The 19,659-nt window shown below is 71.7% G+C and carries 15 protein-coding genes; 11 read left to right on the forward strand and 4 right to left on the reverse strand.

The window, feature by feature from the left end:
* Positions 1–105 precede the first annotated feature (105 nt).
* Positions 106–2,091, reverse strand: a complete 1,986-nt coding sequence (locus tag H7H31_RS21535) for an FAD-dependent monooxygenase (RefSeq protein ID WP_187118050.1) — start codon at positions 2,089–2,091, stop codon at positions 106–108.
* 236 nt (positions 2,092–2,327) lie between these two features.
* Between H7H31_RS21535 and H7H31_RS21540 the strand changes: the two genes are divergently transcribed.
* A complete protein-coding gene (locus H7H31_RS21540) occupies positions 2,328–3,002 on the forward strand; it encodes a TetR/AcrR family transcriptional regulator C-terminal domain-containing protein (RefSeq protein WP_187063530.1) in 675 nt (224 codons plus the stop codon).
* Between the two features lie 227 nt (positions 3,003–3,229).
* Here the strand turns inward: H7H31_RS21540 and H7H31_RS21545 are convergent, their stop codons facing one another.
* Genes H7H31_RS21545 through H7H31_RS21555 form a run of 3 tightly spaced genes read right to left on the reverse strand, consistent with a single transcriptional unit; the run spans position 3,230 to position 6,779 of the window.
* On the reverse strand, positions 3,230–4,417 hold the full coding sequence (locus H7H31_RS21545; RefSeq protein WP_187063531.1) for an acyltransferase family protein: 1,188 nt from the start codon (positions 4,415–4,417) through the stop codon (positions 3,230–3,232).
* The gene (locus H7H31_RS21550; protein ID WP_187063532.1) at positions 4,414–5,802 is read right to left on the reverse strand and encodes a polysialyltransferase family glycosyltransferase; all 1,389 of its coding nucleotides are present in this window, start codon (positions 5,800–5,802) and stop codon (positions 4,414–4,416) included. The genes H7H31_RS21545 and H7H31_RS21550 overlap by 4 nt, the downstream gene beginning before the upstream one ends.
* Positions 5,802–6,779, reverse strand: coding sequence for a glycosyltransferase family 2 protein (locus tag H7H31_RS21555; protein ID WP_187063533.1), 978 nt, complete (start codon positions 6,777–6,779; stop codon positions 5,802–5,804). The genes H7H31_RS21550 and H7H31_RS21555 overlap by 1 nt, the downstream gene beginning before the upstream one ends.
* Positions 6,780–6,966: 187 nt before the next feature.
* On the opposite strand from H7H31_RS21555, the gene H7H31_RS21560 reads away from it, so the two are divergent.
* The 10 genes from H7H31_RS21560 (at position 6,967) to H7H31_RS21605 (ending at position 19,642) form a co-directional block, all read left to right on the forward strand.
* Positions 6,967–8,307, forward strand: a complete 1,341-nt coding sequence (locus H7H31_RS21560) for a DUF6716 putative glycosyltransferase (protein ID WP_187063534.1) — start codon at positions 6,967–6,969, stop codon at positions 8,305–8,307.
* Between the two features lie 224 nt (positions 8,308–8,531).
* Entirely contained in the window at positions 8,532–9,887 is a 1,356-nt protein-coding gene (locus tag H7H31_RS21565; RefSeq protein ID WP_187063535.1) for an acylneuraminate cytidylyltransferase, read from the forward strand.
* Positions 9,884–10,807: an N-acetylneuraminate synthase family protein gene (locus H7H31_RS21570; protein WP_176162073.1), complete on the forward strand. Its 924-nt coding sequence runs from the start codon at positions 9,884–9,886 to the stop codon at positions 10,805–10,807. Before H7H31_RS21565 ends, H7H31_RS21570 begins: the two co-directional genes overlap by 4 nt.
* A gap of 205 nt (positions 10,808–11,012) precedes the next feature.
* Positions 11,013–12,254, forward strand: coding sequence for a hypothetical protein (locus tag H7H31_RS21575; protein ID WP_187063542.1), 1,242 nt, complete (start codon positions 11,013–11,015; stop codon positions 12,252–12,254).
* Between the two features lie 189 nt (positions 12,255–12,443).
* Positions 12,444–13,799 carry an amidohydrolase gene (locus H7H31_RS21580; protein WP_187063536.1) on the forward strand — a complete coding sequence of 452 codons (1,356 nt, stop codon included), beginning with the start codon at positions 12,444–12,446 and terminating at the stop codon, positions 13,797–13,799.
* Between the two features lie 142 nt (positions 13,800–13,941).
* Positions 13,942–14,976 carry a BMP family lipoprotein gene (locus H7H31_RS21585; RefSeq protein ID WP_176162071.1) on the forward strand — a complete coding sequence of 345 codons (1,035 nt, stop codon included), beginning with the start codon at positions 13,942–13,944 and terminating at the stop codon, positions 14,974–14,976.
* A gap of 136 nt (positions 14,977–15,112) precedes the next feature.
* On the forward strand, positions 15,113–16,714 hold the full coding sequence (locus H7H31_RS21590) for an ABC transporter ATP-binding protein (protein WP_187063543.1): 1,602 nt from the start codon (positions 15,113–15,115) through the stop codon (positions 16,712–16,714).
* Complete coding sequence (locus H7H31_RS21595; RefSeq protein WP_187063537.1) at positions 16,711–17,829, forward strand: ABC transporter permease; 1,119 nt, start codon at positions 16,711–16,713, stop codon at positions 17,827–17,829. Before H7H31_RS21590 ends, H7H31_RS21595 begins: the two co-directional genes overlap by 4 nt.
* Positions 17,826–19,133 (forward strand): ABC transporter permease, encoded by a 1,308-nt coding sequence (locus H7H31_RS21600; RefSeq protein ID WP_187063538.1) that lies wholly within the window; start codon positions 17,826–17,828, stop codon positions 19,131–19,133. The genes H7H31_RS21595 and H7H31_RS21600 overlap by 4 nt, the downstream gene beginning before the upstream one ends.
* A complete protein-coding gene (locus H7H31_RS21605) occupies positions 19,130–19,642 on the forward strand; it encodes a cytidine deaminase (protein WP_187063539.1) in 513 nt (170 codons plus the stop codon). Before H7H31_RS21600 ends, H7H31_RS21605 begins: the two co-directional genes overlap by 4 nt.
* The last annotated feature ends 17 nt before the right edge of the window (positions 19,643–19,659 follow it).

Below are 19,659 nucleotides of genomic sequence, written 5' to 3' on the forward strand. Positions count from 1 at the left end.
CGAGTCCTGCTGAGCCCGGGCACCCGGACGATCATGGTCGGGGCATCGGGGCATCGGGGCATCGGCACCTTGGGTGGGGAGGAGCGCCGCGCCGTTCCTACCGGCCTAACGGCTCGCGGGTGCGCCGGACGCCCGCTCCACCGTGCGGTCCGCACCGCCAGTCGCGTCGCGACCCGCGCCGGGAGTCGCGCCGCCAGCCGCGTGGGGTGCCGCGCCGTGGTCCGCACCCGGAACCGTGGTGGCGGGGCGTCCGCGGCGTATGCGGGTGAGGTAGTCCGGCACGTCGCTCGGGTCGTCGGTGATGAGGCCGATGTAGCCGTCGGGTCGGATCAGGAACACCGCGTTGCCGTACCGCTGTCGGGCGTGCGCGGAGGCGTGGCGTATGACGATGTGCCGCAGTGGGGCCTGGTCGTGGTGGTGGGCGGGGGTGGGTTCGGGGGGCGTGGGGGGACCGACGGCTGTGGTGAGGGCGGTGGCACTGGTGGCGGTGGCGGATGTGGGGCTGGTGGTCGCGGAGGGCTCGCTCTGGGGGGCGGGCCGGTCGGGTGGCGTGGGCGCGTCGGGCAGGTCGTGGGCGGTGCGGAAGTCCAGCAGGGTGAAGTGCGGGCCCTGGAGGGCGTCGAAGACGGTGAACTCCTTGCCGGCGGCGTCCACACAGCGCGCGTTCGGGGCGCGGTCGCCGGGGCGCAGGGCGTCGGAGTCCGGGGCCGGGCGTGGGGCGCGGCGGTCCACGGCGAGCCAGCCTCCCGCATACGAGAGGGTGAGCTGGTGGGTGTCGGAGCCCATCCGCACGCCACCGCCGGCCTCGTCGAGCGGGCGCCCGCGATGCAGCCGGGTGCTGAGGCCGAGCACTTCGGCGGCTATGGGCAGCCGCTCCTCCTCGTAGGTGTCGAGCAGGCTCTCGTGCGCGCCGTGTCGCAGCACCTGCTCCAGCTTCCAGCCGAGGTTGTAGGCGTCCTGCACGCTGGTGTTGAGGCCCTGGCCGCCGGCCGGTGAGTGCACGTGGGCCGCGTCACCGAGCAGGAAGACCCTGCCGATCCGGAACCGCTCGGCCATCGCGGCGCGCGGTCGGAACTCCGAGGCCCAGAGCACGTCGCGGACGGCCGACGCGGGCAACGACGTGCGCTCGGCCAGCAACCGGCGCACCGCGTCCGGAGTGGTGTCCGGCACGGCGTCCGGGTCATCGAACTGGGCCAGGAACTGGAACGTGTCCGTCCCGGCGAGCGGACACAGCGCCGTGCTCCCGTCCTGGTCCTCCGACCACACGTGCCAGTGGTCGCGATCGATCCGCGCTGCCGTCAGCCACTCGGAACCCTCCGCCTCCGCGCCGCCAGGACCAGCCGTCTCGTCGGCCGGCCCCGCCGCGCCCGCCTGGTCCGAGGCCGGGGTGACCGTCGCCCCGGTGTCGGACGCCGGGTCGGACGCGGGGGCGGACGCGGCGTCGCGCGAGGCCGCGATGCGTACGTCGGCGACCAGTATCGGCATCGGGTCCACCGTGTGCCCGCGCATGGCCACGCCGGTCAGCCTGCGCACCGTGCTGCGTCCGCCGTCCGCCGCGATCACATAGGCGGCCCGGACCGTCTCGTCAGGGCCGGAGGGTCTCGCCAGCGTCGCGCTCACGCCGTGCGCGTCCTGGTGGAAGTCGGTCAGCCTGGTGCGGAACTCGACCCTGCCGCCCAGCTCGCGCAGCCGCTCGTACAACACCTCCTGGGTGCGCCACTGCGGCACCATCCACGTCTCGCGATACGGAGAGCCCTCGTCCGGCTCGGCCCGGTCCAGCATGTCCCATTCCTCCAGGCGCTGCCTGCCGCGCCAGCGCTGCATGAGGGGATAGGGGCCACCGAACCGGGCGATGGCCGGGCCGATGCCGAGGTCGTCGAAGATCTCCCGGGTCCGGGGCTGGATGCCCTTGCCGCGCGCCCCGGGAAAGAGGGTGTCCGACTGCTCGATCACGCGCGCGGGCACGCCGCGCCGGGCCAGGTCGCAGGCGAGCGTGAGGCCCGTCGGGCCCGCGCCGACGATCAGCACGACCGTCGGCGCGGCCTCCGCCGTGGCCTGGGCCAACGGACCTGTCGCCGGGCCCGTCGGCATCCCTGGTTCGGAAACCTCCACCGGCCGCGCTGGACGCGCCGCCCCGGATGCCGCCCCCTCGGGCGGGGCAGTGGCCCCGGGCGCCGGCGGCGCGTGGGGAGTCGAGCGAGCGGCCATCACGGCTCCTTAACCTCGTTAAGTTCGCGTACTTGGAGTGTGCGCTTAACGCTGTTAAGTTGTCAAGGGCCCGCCGGACCTGGGGGCGGGGGACCGCGGTGGGAGGGGAAAATGGCCACATGGCGACGACGCGACTGGACCGGGCCCAGGTGGTGGACACCGCGCTGCGACTGTTGAACGAGGTGGGGCTCGACGGGCTCACCCTGCGCAGGATCGCCAAGGAGCTGAACGTGCAGGCGCCCGCGCTGTACTGGCACTTCAAGAACAAGCAGGAACTGCTGGACGAGATGGCCACGGCGATCTACCGCCGGATGCACGAGGAGCGTCCGATCGTCGCGGACACCTGGCAGGAGCAGCTCGCCGAGTTCAGCAGGCGGCTGCGGCAGACGCTGCTCGGCCTGCGGGACGGCGCGAAGGTCTTCAGCGGCAGCCGCTTCACCGACGCCGGGCACGCGCAGTCGCTCGACGCGCACCTGCGGGTGTTCGTCGACGCCGGCTACCCCGTGGGGCTGGCCGCCCGCGCCTCGTTCATCGCGTTCACCTACACCCTCGGCTTCGTCATCGAGGAGCAGGCGGTGCATCCGATGCCGGGCGAGCAGGCGCCGGGGTACGACGTGGCGGAGCGCGCCGAGTTCATAGGGTCGGAGTTTCCGCTGGCGGTCGAGGTGGGCCCGGACCTCTTCCACGACTACGGGGACCGGTTCGAGGAGGGGCTGCGGGTGATCGTCGCCGGCCTTGAGGCCACCCTGCTGGCCACCCCCGCCCCCTCCAGCCCGGCGAGCCAACCCGCCTGACCGCCCCGCCGTCGCGGACCGCCTCACCGCCGCGAACCACCCCGCGCCGCGAACGGCCGGTCAGGCGAACGGCCCCCGCGCCGCGAACGCCCCCGCAACGCGAACGGCCCGGCACCGCGCTGTGCGCGCGTACCGGGCCGAAGGGCTCTGCGGTCGGACCGACGGGCTCCGCGGTCGTGCCGGCGTCGCTCCGCGATCTCTCCGCGGGTGCCGCTCCGCGTACCCGCCTACCGCTTCCGCTTGCCGGAGATCGACCGCTTGATGACCGGGGTCAGGGGGTTCTCGACCAGTTTGTGCAGCAGCCAGGCGAGGGCCAGCATGATCGCGATGGTGAGCGCGAACGTCGCGTGCGAGGGGATGTCGAGGTCCTGGTGGAGCGTCTCCACGGCGACCCAGCCCAGGTGTTCGTGGACCAGGTAGAAGGGGTAGGTCAGGGCGCCGGCGACGGTGAGCCAGCGCCAGTTGGCCCAGTTCAGCTTGCCGAGGGCGACGAGGGCCACCGCCAGGTAGCCCAGCGCGACGATGCCGATGATGACCGAGGTGTGGCGGTACGAGAAGAAGTCCGGGTTCTGGGGGTGCCAGAGCTCGTCCACCGCGTACCGCTGTCCTATCAGGAAGCTGACTCCGACGATGCCCCAGGCCAGGGCGTCATTGCCGAAACGATGCACCAGGTAGAGGCCGATGCCGCCGACGAAGTACGGCGCGTACTCCGGCATCAGCACGATGTCCAGGAGTGGCTGGTCGGCGGCGTCGGCCATGGCCGCGGCCAGCGTCCACACCGCGCAGAACAGCACGACCCGGTGCCGGCTCGCCCCGGGGAGCACCACGAACAGGGCGAACAGCGCGTAGAACCGCAGCTCCGCCCAGAGGGTCCAGCACACGCCGAGCACCCGGTCGGCGCCGAGCGGCTGCTGGAGCATCGTGAAGTTGACCAGCGTGTCGCTGGGCGAGACGGTCGCGAACGCCACGGCCGGAAGCGCGAAGACGGCCGTGACCAGGATGATCGCCGCCCAGTAGGCGGGGAAGAGCCGCGAGACGCGGGAGGCGAAGAAGTCCTTGAGCGGACGGCCCCAGCCGCTCATGCAGATCACGAAGCCACTGATGACGAAGAAGATCTGCACGCCGAGGCAGCCGTAGGCGAACCACTCGGACGCGGTGGGGAACTGGTGGGAGGGGGACGAGCCCCACGCCTTGGCGATCTCGCCGTCGCGCCCGCCGTAGTGGTAGCAGGCGACCATGAGCGCCGCGACCAGCCGCAGCCCGTCCAGTGCGCGTAGCCGCGACGGCGGGCGCTGCCCCGGAGGCTTGCCCTCCAGGGCGGCGACCGGAGCGTCGGGCACCCCCGGCCTGTCGGCCGGGGGCGTGGCGGTCACGGCATCGGGGAGCGGCCCCGGTGCGGTACTCGGAGCCGTCATCCGAAGGCTGCCCTTTTCTTGATCTGGCGCTGCACGGCGCGGGCCCTGCGGGCCACCTTGCGCACCGTGGGGTTGCGCGGCAGGAACGAGAGGTGGGAGGGGACCGCGCCGGGCAGGCCGAGCGCGGTCAGGCGGCGGCGCTTGAAGTACCGCCAGGTGTGGGCGTTGAGCTTGGCGGAGAGGTAGCGCTCGGCGGCCGGCCGCAGGTCCGGGTAGATCTTCGCCTGCATGGCGAAGCCGACGGCGGTGACCAGGCCGGTCAGCTCCTTGCCCGCGCGGTCGCCGGGCGGCGCCTGCCACGCCTGGACCGCGGCGTGGTCGTCGAGGTTGGGCAGCAGCGCGTCCACGATCGTCACCGGCATGCGGTTGCTGTTCTGGTACGGCGTCAGCCGCTCCAGCAGCACCTCGGTACCGGTACGGGCGACGGGCAGGCCGTACAGGGCGCTCGCGGTGATCAGCGCGGTGGAGAAGCAGCCGACGACGAGGGACGGCCGGGTGCGCTGGTAGAGGACCTCGGCCAGCACCGGCGAGTCCACCACGGTCAGCTCGGCGCCGAGCGTGCTCGCCTCCGTCTCGAGGAGGCGCGACCAGCGGGCCGGCGCGGTCGGGTGCGGCTTGAAGACCACCTCGCGGTGGCCGAGCCTGACCACGCCGCGCAACATCCGGACGTGCAGTTCCTCCTCCTCCTGCGGAGTGAGGATGTCGAGCGCCGACAGGTACTGGCCGAGCAGCAGCGCCGGGCCCTTGGTGCCGGGGACCGCGTCCGGGACGGTGACCTCGGGGGAGACCCCGGCGATCTCGGCGAGCACCTTGGTGAAGTGGTCGGTGGGCACGACCTCCGACGGGACGCCGAACTCGGTCAGCAGCAGCGGCTTGAGCCCCGGGACCAGGTCCAGGTGGAGCAGCCTGCGCACCCGCGTGCCGACCAGCGGGGAGAGCTTGTTACGGGTCGGCCCGTAGCTCATCAGGCCGTCCGCGTAGACGTCGAGCGGGGCGTTGGGGAACAGTCTGGCCACCGCGAGGGCCGGATTGACCTGGATCGATTCGAGGATGATCTCGATGTCGTCGTCGCCCAGGCCCCACAGCAGCCGCAGGTGTCGTTCCCACAGCGGCGCGTCGTCCGCGCGCGGGGACCAGCCGCCGGGGTGGAACGGGCTGATCGTCTCGTTCCAGGACAGCACGCCGTCGAACCGGGGGCGCAGCACCTCGAAGCCGGGCATCTCGTCCAGGCTCGGGGTGGTCTCCGGGATGGCCGCGTTGTTGCTGATCAGCAGCAGTCGGCGGTCGGCCTCCGCGAAGCAGTCCGCGTCGATGGCGGCGGCCAGCGTGGCGGCGCCGTACAGCGTGGACGCGAAGAAGATCTGGGTGCGGTTACGGGCGTTCATCAGACCGCGACCTCCGGGCCGACGGGGCGGCGGCGCAGCTTGCGCAGCCGGGCGGCGCGATCGTAGTCCATCGCGTCCAGCGCCTCGTTCAGCACCTGCTGCGGCATCCGCTTCATCGCCGCCGCGCTCATGATGCGCAACTTACGTGCCACGGCCGGTTCAAACCTTTCGATGCCACCAAGGTGATGGGAAATGATCGCACAATAGGTGCGCACGGCCTTCGGAAGAAAACGCGCGGCTTCCCGATCGCGCGACGTTTCCTCGATCACCTGGTCGAACGCGCGAATGAAATCGAGCTGCCGGACGTCGCCGATCTGCGTCAGCGACGAGGCGACCCCGCGCCGGTAGAACACCCCGAGCATGCCCAGGACCGCGAATGACTTGGCCTCGCGGTGCAGTTTCCAGATCCACGGCCGGTCCTCGGCGGTCCGCAGCCCGTCCCGGAAATGCAGCAGCCCGTCGTCGAGCAGCCGGCGGTGGTACATGCCGGCCCAGGCGAAGGCGTAGTCGACGGAGGTGGAGCGGTCGGACGGCAGGATCACGTCGCGCGGATTGAGCACCGTGTTGCGCAGGCCGACCGGCACCCGGTGGATGGAGCGCGCCCGGTTGGTCACCTGCACGTGGTCGGTGCGCACGAAGTCGCAACCCAATTCCTCCATGGCGGCCAGGAGTTGTTCGTAGTACCCGGGGGCGAGCCAGTCGTCCCCGTCGAGGAAGGTCAGGTACTCGCCACGCGCCGCGTCCAGACCCGTGTTGCGCGCGGTGGCGAGCCCGCCGTTCTGTTCGTGCCGTACGAGGACCGCCCCGGGCAGGTCGCGCTCGGCGCGCTCCAACAGCTCGGGGGTCCCGTCCTTGGAAAAGTCGTCGACGAGAATGAATTCGAAGTCCTCCCGCGCGTTGGCGCGCAGACTTCTCAGTGTGTCTGGTGCGTAGGTCTGCACGTTGTAGAACGGCACGATGACGGAGAGCTTAACCACTCGGGTGACGGTAGGTGTCCGCCCGGCATTCGTCTTGACCTATGGCCTACGAGAAGGTGAACGAAGGAAGGCGGAATGGTTAACCCGCTGCTCTCACGGCCGGGTTCGCCAACAGTCGACATGCTGTTAACCGTTTGTTGCGTCTGTGTTGGGCCGTGACTCGCAAACCCTTCCTAGCGTCAGCGACGTGCCCACCCGTACCAATTCCCAGCCTCGCGTGGCCGTTCTCGCAGATTCCGACACTCGGTGGAAGTGGGGCGCGCTCACCGCACACCGCGTCGCACCGGACCACCGTCTCGACGGATACCTGCTGCGAGGACGCGCGACCCCCACCGCCCGCCAGCTCTCCGAGGTCGGAGTGCACGCGGACGCCATGCGTGAGGTCACGGGCATCGAGTTCCTCCACGCGATAGAGCGCGAGCGCTACGACGCCGTGGTGCTCTCCTGTGTCGGCGGCGGCGTCCAGGCCATGCTGCACGCCCTCGGGCACGCCCTGCGCGACGCCGGCCACCGCCCGGTCCTCATCACCGGCTACGTGGGCGTCGTCTACGAGAAGCTCGCCGACGGTCTGCTGCTGCGCAACGGCGCCGACATCGTGCTGGCCAACAGCCGCTACGACGCCGAGCGCTTCCGCGAGGTCTACCGCGGCGTCGGCGCCGACCCCGACGTGGTCGTCGAGTGCGCGCTGCCCTTCCTCGGCGGCGACCCGTACGACGAGACCGCGCGCACCCGGCGCCCCTACACCGGCGGCACCGTCGTCTTCGCCGTCCAGCCGTCCGTGCCCGACAACCGCGCCGACCGCGCCTACCTGCTGCGCCGCGCCGTCGAGCACGCCCGCAAGCACCCCGACCGCGAGGTCCTGGTCAAGCTGCGCAGCAAGCCGGGCGAGCACACCACGCACATCGAGGAACTGCCCTACCAGAAGCTGGCCGACCGGCACGCGGGCACGCTGCCCAGCAACTTCCGACTCGTCTACGGGCACATGGGCGAGGTCCTGGACAGCGCCGACCTGCTGGTGACGGTCAGCTCCACGGCCGCCCTCGAATCGCTGCACCGGAACATCCCCACCGCCATCCTCACCGACCTCGGCATCCGCGAGGGCCTGGGCAACCACCACTTCCTCGGCTCGGGCTGCCTGGCCTCCTGGGACCAGCTCGACACGGGCTACCGGCCCAAGGCCGACCCGGAGTGGGTCGAGCGGCAGGGCGTGGCCGCGGCCGACGGCGCGTACGAGCACGCCTTCGACGCGGTGCGCAACCGGCTTGAGGACCTGCTCACCGGCCCGCCGCTGCCGCCGGTCACCCCGTACTACACGGCCGTCACCGCGCCCGGCTACCTGCCGCGCATCCTGGGCCGCTACGGCTTCCAGGCCGACGGCAGCCCGCGGCCCGGCGTCAGCGTCGAGCCGCAGGACGCCTCCGGGCTCAAGCGGGTCGTCCGTAACACGATGCGCGAGGCCGCGCGCGGCGCCTACCGGCACGGCGTGCAGCGGGTCGCCCCCGTCATCCGCCGCATGGGGGAGCTGTGACGCCCGCGCCCGGCGAGCGCACCACCGCGGGGCCCCAGGAGCCGACCGCGGGCCCGGCGCCCGCGACCGAACCGCCCGCGACCGCACAAGACCACCCCACCACCGACGCCCACCCGACCAGGCCGCCGCGGGACCGGCAGGTCACACCGGGGGCGCCCCCCACCCACCCCGGCGCACCGCGCCACGAACCACCAGGCGCGCAGCGCCACGAGTCAGGAGCCGCCATGTCCACCTCGGAGCCCGCAGGACGCGCCAGCGCGCCGGGCACAAGCACGACGGCCGAGGGCCGCGACGGCGAACGGGCCGGGGGCGACCGGGTGCTCGCGGTGATCCCCGCGCGCGGCGGCTCCAAGGGCGTGCCCGCCAAGAACCTCGCCGCCGTCGGCGGCGTGCCGCTGGTGGCCCGCGCCGTACGCGAGTGCCGCGCCAGCCGGCTGGTCACCGACGTCGTCGTCTCCACCGACGACCCGGGCATCGCCGCCGCCGCGCGCGGCGCCGGCGCCGACGTCATCCAGCGCCCCACCGCCATCGCCGGCGACACCGCCACCAGCGAGGCGGCCGTGCTGCACGCCATGGACGCGCACGAGGCCGGGCACGACGGGCCCGGCAGCACGCGGGTGGTGCTGCTCGTGCAGTGCACCAGCCCGTTCATCACCCGCGAGGACATCGACGGCGTCGTGGGCGCCATCCTCGACGGCGGCGCCGACACCGCGCTGACCGTCGCCCCCTTCCACGGCTTCGTCTGGCGCGACGCGGACGAGGCCGGCGAGGCCGACGCGACCGGCGAGGCCGACGCGCGGACAGCCACGGCCGGCGAGGCCAGCGGCGGCTTCGGCGTCAACCACGACAAGTCGTTCCGCCCGCGCCGCCAGGACCGGCCGCAGGACCTGCTGGAGACCGGCGCCGCCTACGGCATGCGCGCCGACGGCTTCCGCGTCCACAAGCACCGCTTCTTCGGCCACACCGCGCTGGTACGGACCGACGCCGCCCGGGTCCTGGAGATCGACGACCCGCACGACCTGGAGCGCGCCCGCGCCCTCGCCCCGCTCCTGGACGGGCCGGGACCGAAGGCCCGCGGCGACTACCTCCCCACCCACCTGCCCACCCGCGACGACATCGACGCGGTGGTCATCGACTTCGACGGCACCCAGACGGACGACAGGGTGCTGATCGACTCCGAAGGACGCGAACTCGTCGCCGTACACCGCGGCGACGGGCTCGGTATCGCGGCGATGCGCCGAGCCGGCATCCCGCTGCTGATCCTGTCCACGGAGCAGAACCCGGTCGTCGCCGCGCGGGCCCGCAAGCTGCGGGTTCCCGTACTCCACGGCATCGACCGCAAGGACCTCGCACTGAAGCAGTGGTGCGAGGAGCAGGGCATCGCGCCCGAGCGCGTGCTCTATGTCGGCAACGACGTCAACGACCTCCCGTGCTTCGGCCTCGTCGGCTGGCCCGTGGCGGTCGCCGGTGCGCACGACGTCGTACGTGGCGCCGCACGCGCGGTCACCTCCACCCCCGGAGGAGACGGTGCGATCCGCGAGATCGCCTCGTGGATTCTTGGAAAGGAACTGTCTTCATGAGCTCCACCCGCCTCCGCACCCTCGGCGCCAAGACCGCGGGGCCCGGCCAGCCGGTCTACGTCACCGGTGAGATCGGCATCAACCACAACGGTGACCTGGAGAACGCGTTCAAGCTGATCGACGTCGCCGCCGACGCCGGCTGTGACGCGGTCAAGTTCCAGAAGCGCACCCCGGAGATCTGCACCCCGCGCGACCAGTGGGACATCGAGCGCGACACGCCCTGGGGCCGGATGACGTACATCGACTACCGGCACCGCGTCGAGTTCGGCGAGGACGAGTACCGCAAGATCGACGAGCACTGCAAGAAGCGCGGCATCGACTGGTTCGCCTCCCCGTGGGACACCGAGGCCGTCGCCTTCCTGGAGAAGTTCGACCTCCCGGCGCACAAGGTGGCCTCCGCCTCGCTGACCGATGACGAGCTGCTGCGCGCGCTGCGCGCCACCGGCCGCACGATCATCCTCTCGACGGGCATGTCCACGCCGAAGCAGATCCGGCACGCGGTCGAGGTGCTGGGCAGCGACAACATCCTGCTCTGCCACGCCACCTCCACCTACCCGGCCAAGGCCGAGGAGCTGAACCTGCGGGTCATCAACACCCTGCAGGCCGAGTACCCCAACGTGCCGATCGGCTACTCGGGCCACGAGACGGGCCTGCAGACCACGCTCGCCGCGGTCGCGCTCGGCGCCACCTTCGTGGAGCGCCACATCACCCTCGACCGCGCCATGTGGGGCTCGGACCAGGCCGCCTCCGTGGAGCCGCAGGGCCTGCAGCGCCTGGTCCGCGACATCCGCACCATCGAGGAGTCCCTCGGTGACGGCGTCAAGAAGGTGTACGAGAGCGAGCTCGGCCCGATGAAGAAGCTGCGCCGCGTCACCGGCGTCATCGCCGAGTCCGAGGAGCGCGAGCCCGCCGCCGTGTGACCCGTGTCCACGGGCCGTGGGCACGCCGCGCCGCCTTCCGGGCCAGGCACCCGGCAACTCCCGTCGGCAGTGCGGCCTCGTCGCGAGGCGAGGCCGCCGAGAGCGTGAGGTAGACCTCGTGAGCTCAACCACAGGGCCGCTCGGCCCTGTTCCGGAACCGACCCCCACCGCGGGTGGGGCCGGTTCCGAACGCCGCGTCCGGGCGCTGCCCGGGCGCGGCGCGTCCACCCAGGACGCCGCCCCGGGCAGCACGCTCGCCTTCGTGGAGAGCCCGGTGCAATTGTTGAATGTTCTGGAGTGGGCCTACGCCGACGCGCTGCGCGCGTCAAAGGACACCGACGCGCTGCGCGCGTTGGGAAGCACTGACGCGCTCCGCGCGACTGAGGGTGCTGACGCGCCGCGCGTGGCGGCCGGCGACGCGGACGGTTCCGGCGCCCCGGCGGGCGCCAGGGCCGGAGGGGACACCGGTGTTGGGGCACCGGGGGACCTGACCGTCATCGTGCTGTCACCGCACGACCCGATGACCCGTGGCCAGCTCCGTCGGATGGCGGAGCTGGCCAGGGAAGAGGGCGTGCGGGTGCGCTGGGAGGAGGCGCGGGGCGGCGCGTCCGCGCCGTTCCGCACCATCAGCGGCCTGGCCTCGCTGCTGCGCGCCGCGCGACGCATCGTCATCGGCGACCCGTTCTCGCGCTACGTGCAACTCCTGCTGAACATGGCCAAGGCCCGCGACCTGGTCGTCGTGGACGACGGCACGGCCACCATGGAGTTCATCTCCCAACTGGCGCGCGGGGAACGCCTCGAACGCTGGCACCGGCGCGGCAGCCGTGGCGCGCGCGACCTGGTGTTCGCGCCGGTCTCGGCGGGCGCGCGGCGCCGGCTGACGCCGGGTGAGCACCGCCGGGTCGAGGTGTTCAGCTCGATGCCGGTGGACCCGCCGCCCGGCGTCACGGTCACCTCCAACACGTTCGCCTGGACCCGGGCCCGGTTCGGCCCGCCCAAGCTGACGGGCGGCACCGACCTGGTGGGCACCTCGCTGGTGGAGACCGGCGTGGTGGACCTGGAGCGGTACGTGGAGGCGGTCACGGCGCTGACCCGTGAGCACGGGGCCACGCGCTACTTCGCGCACCGCAAGGAGGCCACCGACAAGCTGCACCGGATCAGCGTCGAGGTGGGTCTGGAGATCGTGCGGCCCGACCTCCCGCTGGAGCTGATCGCCCGGCGCGGTCCCATAGGGCGGATGATCTTGAGTTTTCCCTCGACGGTCGTGCACACGCTGCCGCTGGCGCTCGCGGGCACCGGCATCAAGGTCGCCGTGTGTGACGTCGATCCGGCCTGGTTGACCTCGAACGCCTCGCCGCGCGCCCAGGGGTTCCTGTCCGGCGTCACGGGCACCGCCCGTGACGTGCACAGACTCCCGTACGCGCCGGCTTCGCCGAGCCAGCCGTAGCCTCGCCGCAGTCCCCGGTCCGCTCACCCTGGGTGAGCGGACCGCCGTTCGATGGGCGAGCACAAACAGCGTTCATACCCCATCGGGTCGCCACTCATGCGACCAGCGGCCCGATTTTTCTTCCCCTAACGGGCTGAACTTTTGTTGATCGCCGCGCAGTTGCCCCGCGTGGCGTCTTACGCTGCACGCGTGAACCACGTAACGCCCCGCGACCTTGAGCCCGAAGCCACCGTCGAAGCCGAGCTGCCCGGTGTCACCGCAGAGGCCGAGCTGCCCGGTCGGCTGCCCGCCGCGCTGTGCGCCGAACTGACCGCGTTCCGCCGGGACTTGCACATGCACCCCGAGCTGGGGAACCGCGAGTTCCGGACCACCGCGGCCATCAAGGCCAGACTGGAGCAGGCCGGCCTCGCGCCGCGCGTCCTGTCCACCGGCACCGGCCTCGTGTGCGACATCGACCCGGCCCGGCTCATCGACGACGGCGCGGCCGAGCGGGGCGAGGGGGACGCGCGCTCGGCGTACGGCGGCGGGTACCCGGGCGACGGCGCGGGCGCCCGCCGGGACGACGGCCGGCCCTTCCTCGCGCTGCGCGCCGACATCGACGCGTTGCCGATCCCGGACACCAAGAACGTCGCGTACCGCTCGACCGTGCCCGACCGGGCGCACGCCTGCGGGCACGACGTGCACACCACCGTGGTGCTCGGGGCCGGCCTCGTCCTGGCCGAGCTGGCCCGCGAGGGCAGGCTGCCGCACCCGGTGCGGCTGATCTTCCAGCCGGCCGAGGAGGTGCTGCCCGGCGGGGCCGCCGACATCATCGAGGACGGCGTGCTGGACGGGGTGGGCCGGATCATCGCCGTGCACTGCGACCCGCGGGTGGACGTCGGGCGGCTCGGGCTGCGCGTCGGCCCCATCACCTCGGCCTGCGACCGGGTGGAGATCGCCCTCGACGGCGCGGGCGGGCACACCGCCCGGCCGCATCTGACCACCGACATGGTCACCGCCGCGGCCAAGGTCGCCACCGAGGTTCCCGCGGTGCTCAGCCGCCGCGTGGACACCCGCTCCGGGCTGGCGCTGACCTGGGGCCGTATCGCCTCGGGTCACGCCTCCAACGTCATCCCGCAACACGCCGAGCTGTCCGGCACGGTGCGCTGCCTCGACCTGCCGGGCTGGCGCTCGGCGCCCGACCTGGTGCACGCCGCGATCGAGGAGGTCGCCACGTTGCACCGGGCGAAGTTCGAGATCAACTACATCCGTGGGGTGCCGCCGGTCGTCAACGAGCCGGACGTGACCGAGCTGCTGCGGCGCGCGATGTCGGCCCGGCGCGGCGCGGACTCCGTCGAGGACACCGAGCAGAGCCTGGGCGGCGAGGACTTCTCCTGGTACCTGGAGCACGTTCCGGGCGCGATGGCCAGGCTCGGGGTGCGCCGCGTCGGCGACACCACCCGCCGCGACCTGCACGCCGGGGACTTCGACGTGGACGAGGAGGCCATCGAGGTGGGGGTGGAGCTCTTCACGGCCGCCGCTTTGCTCGATCGCAACCTTCCGTAGGGCTTCCGTAGACGGGATCGTCGCGGCAGGTTCGCGACGATCCGATAACGGCTTACTGACTCCCCTTTTCTGCGGTTCTACGCGCGTTACGATGCGGCGGAAATCAGCGCCACAGGTGGCGCTTCGAGTGAAGGGGACCCTCGTGCGCCGGGCATCCAAGATCGCCGTCGCGGGCATCGCTACCGCGGCTCTCGCCTTCTCCGCCACCGCGTGTGGCAGCAGTTCGGAAGAAGGGGACAAGGACAAGGGCATCGGCCTGGCGTATGACGTCGGCGGCCGGGGCGACCACTCCTTCAACGACTCCGCGGCCAAGGGCTTCGACAAGGCGAAGAAGGACCTCAAGGTGGGCGGCAAGGAGATGACCGCCAAGAACACCGACACCGAGGCCGACCGCTACCAGAAGCTCGCCGACCTCGCCGAGGCCGGCTACAACCCGGTCATCGGCGTCGGCTACGCCTACACCCCCTCGCTCGCCAAGGCGGCCAAGAAGTACAAGGACACCGACTTCGCCATCGTCGACTCGGTCGTCGAGGCCAAGAACGTGGCCAGCCTGGTCTCCGCCGAGCAGGAGGGCTCCTACCTGGCCGGCGTCGCCGCCGCGCTGAAGAGCAAGACCGGCAAGGTCGGCTTCATCGGCGGCACCAACAGCGCGCTGATCAAGAAGTTCGCCGCGGGGTACGTGCAGGGCGTCAAGGAGACCAACCCGAAGGCGACGGTGGACGTCCAGTGGGTCACCCCGGGCAGCACCGACGGCTTCGGCCTGCCCGACCGCGGTAAGGACATGGCCGAGGGCATGCTCGACAAGAACATCGACGTCATCTACTCGGCGGCGGGCGGTTCGGGCTCCGGCGCCATCGAGGCCACCGCCAAGAAGAAGGGCACCTGGTCGATCGGCGTCGACGGCGACCAGTACTACGAAAAGGGTCTGGCCGACTACAAGAACTCCATCCTCACCTCGGTGGTGAAGAACGTGGACGGCTCCGTCTACGACTTCATCGTCAGCGTCCTGAAGGACAAGAAGGCGATGACCGGCGTTCAGACGTACGACCTCAAGCAGGGTGGCGTCTCCCTCTCGTACTCCGGCGGCTTCCTCGACGACATCAAGCCGAAGATCGAAGAGGCCAAGAAGAAGATCATCGCGGGCGACATCAAGGTGAAGTCCACCTACGCGGGCTGACCCGCACACAGGCCGTGAGGCCGTTGCACCGGGCCTGGAGGAAGCCGCGTAGCCGCTGCTTTCTCCGGGCCCTTCCCCTGGGGCGCGGCCTCCCGCTCCCCGCGGGGCCGCCACCACCCCACCCTCTGGAGTCGCCATCAAAGCCGCCAGCGCCCCCACGGGCGAGCCACCCGCCGGCGAGGAACACCCCTTCGCCGTAGAACTCCGCGGAATCACCAAGCGGTTCCCCGGCGTCGTCGCCAACCACGACATCGACATCTCGGTCCGCCGCGGCACCGTGCACGCCCTCGTCGGCGAGAACGGCGCGGGCAAGTCGACCCTGATGAAGATCCTCTACGGGATGCAGCGGCCCGACGAGGGCACCATCGCCCTCCACGGCGAAGAGGTCGAACTGCACTCCCCGGCCGACGCCATCGCGCGCCGCGTGGGCATGGTGCACCAGCACTTCATGCTCGCCGACTACCTGACCGTCCTGGAGAACATCGTCCTCGGCGCCGAGAAGCTGCACGGCATCGGGGCCAGGGCACGCGCCAGGGTGCGCGAGATCTCCGAGGCGTACGGGCTCGGCGTGCGGCCCGACGCGCTGGTGGAGGACCTCGGCGTCGCCGACCGGCAGCGGGTGGAGATCCTCAAGGTGCTCTACCGCGGCGCCCGCGTCCTCATCCTGGACGAGCCGACCGCGGTGCTGGTGCCGCAGGAGGTCGACGCGCTCTTCGACAACCTGCGCGAACTCACCTCCGAGGGCCTGACCGTCATCTTCATCTCGCACAAGCTGGGCGAGGTGCTCTCGGTCGCCGACGACATCACCGTCATCCGGCGCGGCACCACCGTCGCCTCCGTGGAACCGGCCAAGACCACCGCCAAGCAGCTCGCGGAGCTGATGGTCGGCAGCGAGCTGCCCTCGCCGCAGACCTGCGAGTCGACCGTCACCGACGTGGAGTTGCTGCGCGTCGCCGACCTGCGGCTGAGCGCCGTCGACGCGGACGGCGTGAGCCGCCCCGTACTCGACGGCATCGACCTCACCATCCACAAGGGCGAGATCCTCGGCATCGCCGGCGTCGAGGGCAACGGGCAGGCCGAACTCGTCGAGGCCATCATGGGCATGCGCGACCCCGACGGCGGCACCATCACGCTGGACGGGCGGGACATCTCGCACGCCCCCACCCGCGCCCGGCGTGAGGGCGGCATCGGCTACGTCCCCGAGGACCGGCACCGGCACGCGCTGCTGCTCGAGGCCCCGCTGTGGGAGAACCGCATCCTCGGGCACGTCACCGAGGCGCCCAACAGCCGTGGCTGGCTCCTTGACCCGAAGGCCGCGCGGCGCGACACCGAGCGCATCGTCGCCGAGTACGACGTGCGCACCCCCGGCATCGAGGTGACGGCCGCCTCGCTGTCCGGCGGCAACCAGCAGAAGCTCATCGTCGGCCGGGAGATGAGCCACCTGCCCAAGCTCCTCATCGCCGCCCACCCCACGCGCGGCGTGGACGTCGGCGCGCAGGCCCAGATCTGGGACCAGATCCGCGCCGCCCGCGGCGAGGGCCTCGCGGTGCTGCTGATCTCGGCCGACCTGGACGAGCTGATCGGCCTGTCCGACACGCTGCGGGTGATGTACCGAGGCCGACTGGTGGCCGACGCCGACCCCGCCTCGATCACCCCCGAGGAGCTGGGCTCGGCGATGACCGGCGCGGCCAGCGGCCATCTGGAGCACCCCACCGACGGGCCGGGAGAGGGCCGATGAAGAAGTTCGACAAGGAGCGGGTGCTGCTGGCCATCGCCGCGCCCGCCCTCGCCCTGGTCGCCGCGTTCACGGTGACCGCCCTGGTGCTCCTCGCCACGGGCAAGGAGCCGTTCAACGCCTTCGGCGTGATGTTCGAGTACGGCAGCAAGGCCGACAGCCAGGTCTACATCCTCAACAAGGCCACCACGTACTACCTCGCCGGCCTCGCCGTCGCCATCGGCTTCCGGATGAACCTGTTCAACATCGGCGTGGACGGCCAGTACCGGCTCTCCGCCTTCATCGCGGCAGCCGTCGGCGGCGCGATGAACCTGCCGGGCCTGGTGCAGATCCCGCTGATCATCCTGGTGGCGATGCTGGTCGGCGCCATGTGGGCCTCGATCGCCGGACTACTCAAGGTCTACCGAGGCGTCAGCGAGGTGATCAGCACCATCATGCTGAACTCGCTGGCCACCGCCCTGATCAGCTACCTGCTCGTGGACGGCCGGCTCGGCGTGCTCGACCCCGACACCAACATCGTCTCGACCGAGCCGCTCCCCGAGTCCAGCCACTTCTTCACCATTCCGGCCGGCGGCGACCTCGACCCCGTCTGGGGCTTCCTCGTGGTGGCCGTGCTGGCCGGGCTCGCTTTCTGGTTCGTCCTCGGCCGCACCCGGTTCGGCTTCGACCTGCGCTCGGTGGGCCGCTCCGAGCCCGCCGCGCAGGCCAGCGGCGTGGGCGTCAAGCGCATGATCGTCACCAGCATGGTGCTCTCCGGCGCGATGGCGGGTCTGGTCGGCATGCCGACCGTGCTCAACGACACGCACCAGTTCACCGCCGACTTCCCGCTCGGCGTCGGCTTCACCGGCATCGCCGTGGCCCTCCTCGGCCGCAACCACCCGGTCGGCATCGCGCTGGGCGCCCTGCTGTGGGGCTTCCTGGAGCGCGGCGCGAACCGGCTGGAGTTCGAGGGGTACGACAAGGAGATCGTCGGCGTGATGCAGGGCGTGATCGTGTTGTGCGTCGTCATCGCGTACGAACTGGTGCGCCGCTACGGCATCAAGCGCCAGCAGCAGCGGGTGGGCGCCGAACTCGCCCAGCAGGCCGTCAATCTCACCAAGCGGGAGGTGGCCCAGTGAGCGGCGCCCCGACTCTCACCAAGACCCCGAAGGGCCCGCCGGGCGCCTCCAGGGCCGCCGGCGGACGACTGTCCTTCGCCAAGGTGCTGCTGATCATCGCGGGCGCCCTGATCACGCTGTCGGTGGTCCGCGAGATCATCGACCAGGTCGCCTCGGGTCAGACGCCCGCGTTCCACAACATCACCTCGTCCGGCCAGATCGCCGCCGGCCTGTCGATGGCCGTGCCCATCGGCCTCGCCGGCCTCGGCGGGCTGTGGGCCGAGCGGGCCGGCGTGGTCAACATCGGGCTCGAGGGCATGATGATCCTCGGCACGTTCTTCGGCGCCTGGGCCGGCTACCAGTGGGGCCCGTGGACCGGCGTGCTGGCCGGCGTGCTCGGCGGCGCGATCGGCGGCCTGGTGCACGCGGTGGCCACGGTCACCTTCGGCGTGGACCACATCATCTCCGGCGTGGCCATCAACATCCTGGCCCTGGGCGCCACCTCGTACCTGGCCAAGCGCTGGTTCGAGCCGCTGGCCGACGAGGGCGGCAGCCCCAAGCAGTCGCCGCAGGTCGACGACATCCAGCAGTTCACCGTGCCAGGTCTTGCCGACTGGCTGGCCGACCTGGAGAAACACCACTGGTTCCTGGTCTCCGACGTGGCCGGCATCCTCGGCGGCCTGGTCACCGACATCTCGGCGCTGACCGTGCTGGCCATCGCCCTGTTCGCCGGCACCTTCCTCGTGCTGTGGAAGACCTCGTTCGGGCTACGGCTGCGTTCCTGCGGCGAGAACCCGACCGCCGCCGAGTCGCTCGGCGTCAACGTCTACCTCTACAAGTACGCGGCGGTCGTCACCTCCGGCGCGCTGGCCGGCCTCGGCGGCGTCTTCCTCGCCCTGGTCCGCTCGCACATCTACAACGAGGGCCAGACCGGCGGCCGGGGCTACATCGGCCTGGCGGCCATGCTCTTCGGCAACTGGCGCCCCGGCGGCCTGGCCATGGGCGCGGGCCTGTTCGGCTACTCCGACGCGCTGCAACTGCGCAGCGGCGGCACCACCGTGCACGCCCTGATACTGCTCGTCGCGCTCGGCCTGCTGGCACTCGCCGTATGGCGACTGACCCGTCAGCACTACATCGCGGCGGGGCTGAGCGGCCTGGCCGCCGCGCTGCTGATCGTCTGGTACGCGATGACCGACTCCGTACCGAACGAGCTCGTCGGCGCCACGCCGTACATCGTCACCCTGCTCGTGATGGCCCTGGCGGCGCAACGACTCCGCATGCCCAAGGCCAACAACAGGCCCTACCGAAGGGGCCAGGGCGGATGACCGACGCCCCCGACACCCTCGCCCCGCTCCCCGAGAGCGCCTGGCGGGAACTGCGGCAGCGGGCCCGGGAGGCCATGTCCCGGGCCTACGCCCCCTACTCCGGCTTCCCGGTCGGGGCCGCGGCCCTGGTGGACGACGGCCGCACCGTCAGCGGCTGCAACGTCGAGAACGCCGCCTACGGGGTCGCGCTGTGCGCCGAGTGCGGCCTGGTCTCCGCGTTGTTCGCGAGCGGCGGCGGCCGGCTGACCGCGTTCACCTGCTGCGACCGCGAGGGCCGGGTCCTCATGCCGTGCGGGCGCTGCCGACAGTTGCTGTGGGAACACGGCGGCCCACGGCTCCGGGTGGACACCGCCCGCGGCATCCGCCCGCTGGCCGAACTCCTCCCGGACGCCTTCGGCGCCGCCGACCTCGAACGCGCCGCTTCCCCCGCGCCCGGCGCTTCCCCCGCGCCCGGTGCCGGCCCCGAACCCGGGGCCGATCCCGAACGCGACGCCGACCTCGAACGATAGGACCGCCCCGGACGTTG

The organism is Streptomyces buecherae, assembly GCF_014295035.1.
Taxonomy (GTDB): Bacteria; Actinomycetota; Actinomycetes; order Streptomycetales; family Streptomycetaceae; genus Streptomyces; species Streptomyces youssoufiensis.

What these genes read in the sequence shown, in the direction of transcription:
- H7H31_RS21535 (WP_187118050.1), bottom strand. Translation starts at nt 2,091, where the DNA reads ATGCCGACGGGCCCGGCGACAGGTCCGTTGGCCCAGGCCACGGCGGAG.
- H7H31_RS21540 (WP_187063530.1), top strand. Translation starts at nt 2,328, where the DNA reads ATGGCGACGACGCGACTGGACCGGGCCCAGGTGGTGGACACCGCGCTG.
- H7H31_RS21545 (WP_187063531.1), bottom strand. Translation starts at nt 4,417, where the DNA reads ATGACGGCTCCGAGTACCGCACCGGGGCCGCTCCCCGATGCCGTGACC.
- H7H31_RS21550 (WP_187063532.1), bottom strand. Translation starts at nt 5,802, where the DNA reads ATGAACGCCCGTAACCGCACCCAGATCTTCTTCGCGTCCACGCTGTAC.
- H7H31_RS21565 (WP_187063535.1), top strand. Translation starts at nt 8,532, where the DNA reads ATGTCCACCTCGGAGCCCGCAGGACGCGCCAGCGCGCCGGGCACAAGC.
- H7H31_RS21570 (WP_176162073.1), top strand. Translation starts at nt 9,884, where the DNA reads ATGAGCTCCACCCGCCTCCGCACCCTCGGCGCCAAGACCGCGGGGCCC.
- H7H31_RS21595 (WP_187063537.1), top strand. Translation starts at nt 16,711, where the DNA reads ATGAAGAAGTTCGACAAGGAGCGGGTGCTGCTGGCCATCGCCGCGCCC.
- H7H31_RS21605 (WP_187063539.1), top strand. Translation starts at nt 19,130, where the DNA reads ATGACCGACGCCCCCGACACCCTCGCCCCGCTCCCCGAGAGCGCCTGG.